The sequence below is a fragment of the Paraburkholderia sp. JHI869 genome (genome assembly GCF_038900775.1).
Lineage (GTDB): Bacteria > Pseudomonadota > Gammaproteobacteria > Burkholderiales > Burkholderiaceae > Paraburkholderia.
On the sequence record NZ_JAYMSC010000013.1, the window covers coordinates 230,733 to 237,306 of the forward strand.

The 6,574-nt window shown below is 67.3% G+C and carries 7 protein-coding genes; all 7 read left to right on the top strand.

Going from position 1 to position 6,574, the window contains the following annotated elements; translation table 11 throughout:
- Positions 1-251: 251 nt before the first annotated feature.
- The 7 genes from VSR72_RS22950 to VSR72_RS22980 are packed head-to-tail and all read left to right on the top strand — an operon-like array spanning position 252 to position 6,517.
- Positions 252-1,118, top strand: coding sequence for an STAS domain-containing protein (locus tag VSR72_RS22950; protein ID WP_342954616.1), 867 nt, complete (start codon positions 252-254; stop codon positions 1,116-1,118).
- Between the two features lie 39 nt (positions 1,119-1,157).
- Positions 1,158-1,517, top strand: a complete 360-nt coding sequence (locus tag VSR72_RS22955) for an STAS domain-containing protein (RefSeq protein ID WP_342954617.1) — start codon at positions 1,158-1,160, stop codon at positions 1,515-1,517.
- A 42-nt stretch (positions 1,518-1,559) separates the two neighbouring features.
- Positions 1,560-1,985: an ATP-binding protein gene (locus tag VSR72_RS22960; RefSeq protein WP_342954618.1), complete on the top strand. Its 426-nt coding sequence runs from the start codon at positions 1,560-1,562 to the stop codon at positions 1,983-1,985.
- A complete protein-coding gene (locus VSR72_RS22965) occupies positions 1,970-3,091 on the top strand; it encodes an ATP-binding protein (protein WP_342954619.1) in 1,122 nt (373 codons plus the stop codon). The genes VSR72_RS22960 and VSR72_RS22965 overlap by 16 nt, the downstream gene beginning before the upstream one ends.
- On the top strand, positions 3,084-4,493 hold the full coding sequence (locus tag VSR72_RS22970; RefSeq protein ID WP_342954620.1) for an ATP-binding protein: 1,410 nt from the start codon (positions 3,084-3,086) through the stop codon (positions 4,491-4,493). Before VSR72_RS22965 ends, VSR72_RS22970 begins: the two co-directional genes overlap by 8 nt.
- Positions 4,490-6,013, top strand: coding sequence for a response regulator (locus VSR72_RS22975; protein WP_342954621.1), 1,524 nt, complete (start codon positions 4,490-4,492; stop codon positions 6,011-6,013). The genes VSR72_RS22970 and VSR72_RS22975 overlap by 4 nt, the downstream gene beginning before the upstream one ends.
- A 36-nt stretch (positions 6,014-6,049) precedes the next feature.
- On the top strand, positions 6,050-6,517 hold the full coding sequence (locus VSR72_RS22980) for a GNAT family N-acetyltransferase (RefSeq protein ID WP_342954622.1): 468 nt from the start codon (positions 6,050-6,052) through the stop codon (positions 6,515-6,517).
- Positions 6,518-6,574: the final 57 nt, after the last annotated feature.

Here is a 6,574-nt window from a genome sequence, read left to right on the forward strand (position 1 = left end):
GCGCCCTGTAAAAAATACAAGCGGCTCACGGCAAAGTGGAAAGCCCCGCGCAGGCACGGCCCAGCAGTCGTTACACGGACAACCGGGCACGAAAAACGCATACAGCCGCAAGCGCGCCCGCTCGCTCGCCTTTCATGCGCGCGTATCTGATTCAATCGCAGATCAATTGGGATCGAATCGATACGATGGTGTAAGGTTCAGCGGTTCGTCTCGACGACGACGAGGCGCGCGCCCCTCGCTCAGGAGATCGCATGAACATACCGGAACAGGTTCGCATTGCGGACATCCTCGGCCAGCATCGCGACACGCTGCTTGCCGAATGGCTGCGCCTGCATCTGCCGATCGCGCTGCGCCGCGGCCTCGCGATGGAAGGGGAAATTCGCGAGCAGTTCTCCGCCTTCCTCGCTGTCTTTCTCGACACGCTGCCCAACACCGAAACCTTCGACTCGGGCCGTCCCGAGTGGGAGCCGGTGCGCGCGTTCCTCGCGGAAATGTCGGCGCATCGCGCGCGTCAGGGCTACACGCCGGTCGAGACGGCCACCTTTGTGTTCTCGTTCAAGGAGCCGCTTTACGCGCGGCTGCGCGAGGCCTATGCGCAAAACCCCGCCGAGCTCGCCCAGGTGAGCTGGCAGGTGAACCTGCTGCTCGACGGCTTTGGCCTCTATACCACCGACGTCTTCCAGAGAAGCCGCGAAGCGATCATCGCGCGCCAGCAGGAAGAGTTGCTGGAGCTTTCCACGCCTGTCGTGCAGCTTTGGGAAGGCATTCTCGCGCTGCCGCTCATCGGCACGCTCGACTCCTCGCGCACCCAGGTCGTCATGGAAAGCCTGCTGCAGAAGATCGTCGACACCGGCGCGGGCCTCGCGATCATCGACATCACGGGCGTGCCCACCGTCGATACGCTCGTTGCGCAGCATCTGCTCAAGACCGTGGCCGCCGCGCGCCTCATGGGCGCGGACTGCATCATCAGCGGCATCCGTCCGCAGATCGCGCAGACCATCGTGCACCTGGGCGTCGACCTCACCAACGTCACGACCAAGTCCACGCTCGCGGACGCCTTCGTCATCGCGCTCACGCGCATCGGCGCGACCATCATTTCGCCGAAGGCCGCGGCCTGAGTGACACTCAGCGCAACTGAAGCACGGGAAACGCACACGATGGAACGCATTCCGATTCTGCGCCTGGGCGACTGTTTGATCGTCACGATCCAGGTGGACATGCACGACCGCCTCGCGATCGCACTCCAGGACGACCTCACGGAGCGCATCGTGAAGGAGTCGGCCAAGGGCGTGCTGATCGACATCTCGGCACTCGACGTGGTCGACTCGTTCATCGGCCGCATGATCAGCAACACGGCCGCCATGGCGATGGTGCTCGACGCGCAGACCGTGGTGGTCGGCATGCAGCCCTCTGTGGCGATCACGCTGGTCGAGCTCGGTCTCACGCTTTCGGGGGTGCGTACCGCGCTGGACGTCGAAAAAGGCATGGCGTTGCTCAAGCAGCGCCAGCTCCGTTAGGTCCCATTATTCCGTTAGTTAGCACGTCTCTTGCATTCGATCATGAATAGCAACGACACGACCGGAAGGCTTGCGGCACAAGTGAGCCTGCGCTCGGACGAGGAAATTGTCCGGCTGCGACAGATCGTGCGCGACGCCGCCATCGCGCAGGGGTTCTCGCTCATCGAGCAGACCAAGTTCGTGACGGCGGCGAGCGAGCTCGCACGCAACACACTCCAGCATGGCGGCGGCGGCGATGCGCGGCTCGAATTGCTGGAAAGCGGCGTGCGCGTGGGCCTGCGGCTCTCGTTTGTGGATCGGGGTCCGGGTATTGCTGACATCGAGCGCGCACTGCAGGACGGCTTCACGAGCGGCAACGGTCTGGGTCTGGGACTCGGCGGCTCGCGGCGCCTGTGCGACGAATTCACGATCGTATCGACTCCGGGTGGCGGCACAACGGTCACCATCACGAAATGGAAAGTACGCTAGACGGTGCGGCCGGTTCTGCCGGCGGCACCCACCGATCCTTCGAGATCGGCGACGCAAGCGGCGTCGCCTTTGCACGCCGCGGCGCCACCGAAGCCGCGCGCATTGCCGCGCTCACCGAGACCGACGCCGGACGCCTCGCGATCGTGCTCACGGAAGCGGCCACCAACATCCTGAAGCACGCCGGCCACGGCGAACTGCTGGTGCGCCCTCTGGAAGGCGCGGTGGAGCTGATCGCGCTCGACAGCGGCCCCGGCATGACCGACGTGGGCGCCGCGCTTGCCGACGGCCACTCCACGGCAGGTACACCCGGCACCGGGCTCGGCGCGATACGGCGGCTCTCGAACCAGTTCGCCGTCTACTCCCAGCCAGGCGCGGGCACGGTGCTGCGCGTGCTCGTGCAGAAAAGCGGCGGCAATGGAGCACGCCCGCCATTCACCGGACCCGAGATCGGCGCGGTGTGCGTGCCCCACCCCGGCGAGGAAGTGTGCGGCGACGGGTGGATCGCGCAGGGCGACCAGAGCGGCCTCACGCTCGCGCTCGCCGACGGCCTCGGCCACGGCGCCGAAGCGCACGTGGCCGCCGCAGCCGCGCTCGACGTGCTGCGCCGCCGCGCCGGCCTCGCGCCTGCCGCGCTCATGGATCTCTCGCACGCGGCGCTGCGCCCCACGCGCGGCGCCGCGCTCGCGCTCGTGCGCATCGACCTCACGCGCGGCGCGCTCGCCTTTTGCGGCACGGGCAACATCTCTGCGGTCGCGTATGGCGCGGGACGCCCCGCCGATAGCCGCACCTCTGCCGGCCATGCACGTCCCGGCGCAGGCACGCCGTCCGCGCGCGAGTGCTACCAGCTCACCTCGCGCAACGGCATCGTGGGCCACACGATGCGCGGCATCCAGGAGTTCGAATTGACGTGGGGCGAGAATGCGCTTCTCGTCCTGCACTCGGACGGCATCGGCACCCGCTGGGACCTCGCCGCCTGGCCGGGACTCGCCAACCAGCCCGCAGTCGTGATCGCGGCCGTTCTCTACCGAGACTTCGCGCGCCGGCGCGACGACGCCACCGTCGTCGTCGTGCGCGCACGCCCCGGAGTACAGTTGAATCATGAATAAGCCCCTGCTGCGCATCCGGCTTGAGACCGCCCAGGACGTCGTCGCCGCGCGCCGCCGCGCACGCGAGCTAGCCGCCGGCCTCGGCTTCTCGCCGCTCGACCAGACGCGCATTGCGAGCGCCGTCTCCGAAATCGCCCGCAATGCGTTCGAATACGCGGGCGGCGGCGAAGTCACCTTCGCGCTCGACGACGAGCGCCCACACGAGGCGCTTGCCGTGCAGGTAAGCGATCGCGGCCCCGGCGTGCGCGACCTCGAAGCCGTGCTCGACGGCACGTATCGATCGCCCGGCGGCATGGGCCTCGGCATTACCGGCAGTCGCCGCCTCATGGACCGCTTCGACATTCGCTCCTCGACAAGCGGCACGACCGTCACCATGGCGCGCGAGTTGCCGCACGAGCGCGGCGAAGTGGGCGGCGCAGAACTCGAGCGCATCGTGCGCGAACTATCCGGGCGCAGTCCGCAAGAAGGCGCGCACGGCGACTCGCTCGAAGAACTGCAGCAGCAGAACCGCGAACTCGTCACGGCGCTCGACGAACTGCGCGAACGCCAGGAAGAACTCTCGCGCCTCACGCAGGAACTGGAGGCAACCAACCGCGGCGTAGTGGCGCTCTACGCGGAACTCGACGAGCGCGCCGAAGAACTGCGCCGCGCCGACATGATGAAAACGCGCTTTCTCTCGAACATGAGCCACGAATTGCGCACGCCGCTCAGTTCGATCCGCGCGCTCGCCAACCTGCTGCTCAACCGGCTCGACGGCGACCTGAGCGTGGAGCAGGAGCGCCAGGTCAGGCTGATTCTTTCGTCTGCGGAAAGCCTGGGCGAGACCGTCAACGACCTGCTCGATCTCGCGAAGATCGAAGCCGGCAAGACCGAAGTCGTGCCCGCGTGGTTCGCGCCCGCCGACCTCTTCGCCGCGCTGCGCACGATGCTCATGCCACTGCTCGACACGCCTGACGTCACGCTCGAATTCGGCCCCACGGCAGGCCTGCCGCAGCTTTACACCGACGAACCGAAGCTCACGCAGATCCTGCGCAATTTCGTCTCGAACGCGCTCAAGTACACCGAGCACGGGCAGATTCGCGTGGGCGCCCAGTGCATGCAGCGCGACGGCGACGACGAGCGCATCACCTTCTTTGTCGCGGATACGGGTATCGGAATTGCTCCCGAGCACCATCAGATCATTTTCGAGGAGTTCGGCCAGGTGCAGAACCGCCTGCAGCAGCGCGTGAAGGGAACGGGTCTCGGCCTGCCGTTGTGCCGCAAGCTCGCGGCGCTGCTCGGCGGCAAAGTGGGCGTGGAAAGCGAGCCCGGCGTGGGCTCGACGTTCCGCCTGGTCGTGCCGGTGCGCCTCGCTTCGTCTGTCGAGGACGAACGCGAGACCTCCGGGGACGCGGCGCCATGAACGCGCACGCCACGCTCATCCTCAACGTCGACGACAACGAGGGCGCGCGCTATGTGAAGTCGCGCGTGCTGCGCCACGCCGGCTACGCCGTGATCGAAGCCGCGACGGGCCAGGCCGCGCTCGAAGCGGTGCGCGAACAGGCGCCCGCCATCGTGCTGCTCGACGTGAAACTGCCCGACATCAGCGGTATCGAGGTGTGCCGCCTCATCAAGGCCGACCCGGAAACGAACTCCACGCTCGTGCTGCAAACTTCCGCCGCCGCGGTGCAGACGCGCGACAAGATTCTCGCGCTCGACGGCGGCGCCGACAGCTACCTCACCGAGCCCGTCGAGCCCGCCGAGCTGGTGGCGAACGTGCGCGCGCTCCTGCGCCTCTACGCCGCCGAAAAAGCGCTGCGCGACGCCGACCGCCGCAAGGACCGCTTCCTCGCGACGCTCGCGCACGAACTGCGCAACCCGCTCGCGCCGATCCGCAACGCCATCGAACTGCTCGACCCGCGCCACGGCGCGAACGACACCATGCGCGCCGACGCGCGGCAGATCGCGAGCCGCCAGGTCGAGCATCTCGGCCGCCTCGTCGACGACCTGCTCGACGTCTCGCGCATCTCGCACGGCAAGATCGCGCTGCAGATGAGCACGCTCGACCTGCGCGAGATCGTTCAGATCGCCGTGGAAACGAGCCGCCCCTTCCTCGACGCGAAGTCGCAAACGCTCACGGTCGAGATCGACTGCGAGCCGTGCCATGTGACCGGCGACGCCATACGCGTGGCGCAGATCATCAGCAACCTGCTTTCCAACGCCGCGAAGTACACGGCCGAAGGCGGCGCCATTACGTTGCGGCTCGAAGCCGACGTCTACGACATCCTGATTCGCGTGCGCGATAACGGCATCGGCATTGCGCCCGACGAACTGCCCTACGTCTTCGAACTTTTCATGCAGTCGCGCGAAGCCCTGAAGCGCGCCGACGGCGGCCTCGGCATCGGCCTCGCGCTCGTGCGCGAACTCGCGGAACTGCACGGCGGCTCGGTAAGCGCGCATTCGGACGGGCTTGACCACGGCTCGGAATTCGTCGTGCGCCTGCCGCTCGCGCGCGCGACGCAGTGCGAAGCGCCGCGCGAGCAGACGCAAGGCGCCGGAGAACAAGCGGCACCGCAGCGCAGGCGCGTGCTGATCGCCGACGACAACGTCGATTCCGCCTCGTCGCTGCTCATGCTGCTGGAACTCGAAGGCCACGAGGTGCGCGTAGCCCACGACGGCCCGAGCGCGCTCGCGCTCGCGCAGAGCTTCCGGCCCCACGTGGCGATACTCGACATCGGCCTGCCCGGCATGGATGGCCACGCACTCGCGAAGGCGCTGCGCGCCGAGCCCGCCACTGCGCGCGTGCAATTGATCGCGCTCACGGGCTATGGCCAGGAGCGCGACCGCCAGGCCGCGAGCGAGGCTGGCTTCGACCGGCATCTCGTGAAGCCTGCGCCGTTCGACGAGATCTTGCGGGAAATCGAAAACGCGCCGCCGGGTTGAGTTACCCTGTGCGGTCCCCTTTTGCAGGAGAACCGCGTGGATACCCGAGCGATCGATGTTCAAGACCTCGAACTGATCTGCCGCCATCGAGAAGCGATGTTTCGCGAGGCCGGGCGCGATGAGGCCACGCTGCGCACAATGACTGCGCACTTTCGCGAGTGGCTCAGGCCGCGTCTCGCGGATGGCTCGTATTTCGGCTACGTGCTAAGCGTGCGCGACGCGGTGGTGGCGGGCATCGGGCTCATGCTGATCGACTGGCCGCCGCACCCCATGCATCCCGAAACCGCACAGCGCGGGTATGTGCTCAACGTCTACGTGGAGCCCGCCGCGCGCCGGCGTGGCCTCGCGCGCAAGCTCATGCAGCTCGCCGACGATGAATTCGCGCGGCGCGGCGTCACGTACGCGATATTGCACGCCACGGAACAAGGGCGGCCACTTTATGAAGGTCTGGGGTGGAATGGGACGACGGAGATGGCGAAGCCGCTTCCTGTCACGCCCGTCTGACACCCAACCATTCGCGCCACCCAATCCCCGTTCGCGCCCGGATCTCCCCCCTTCGTC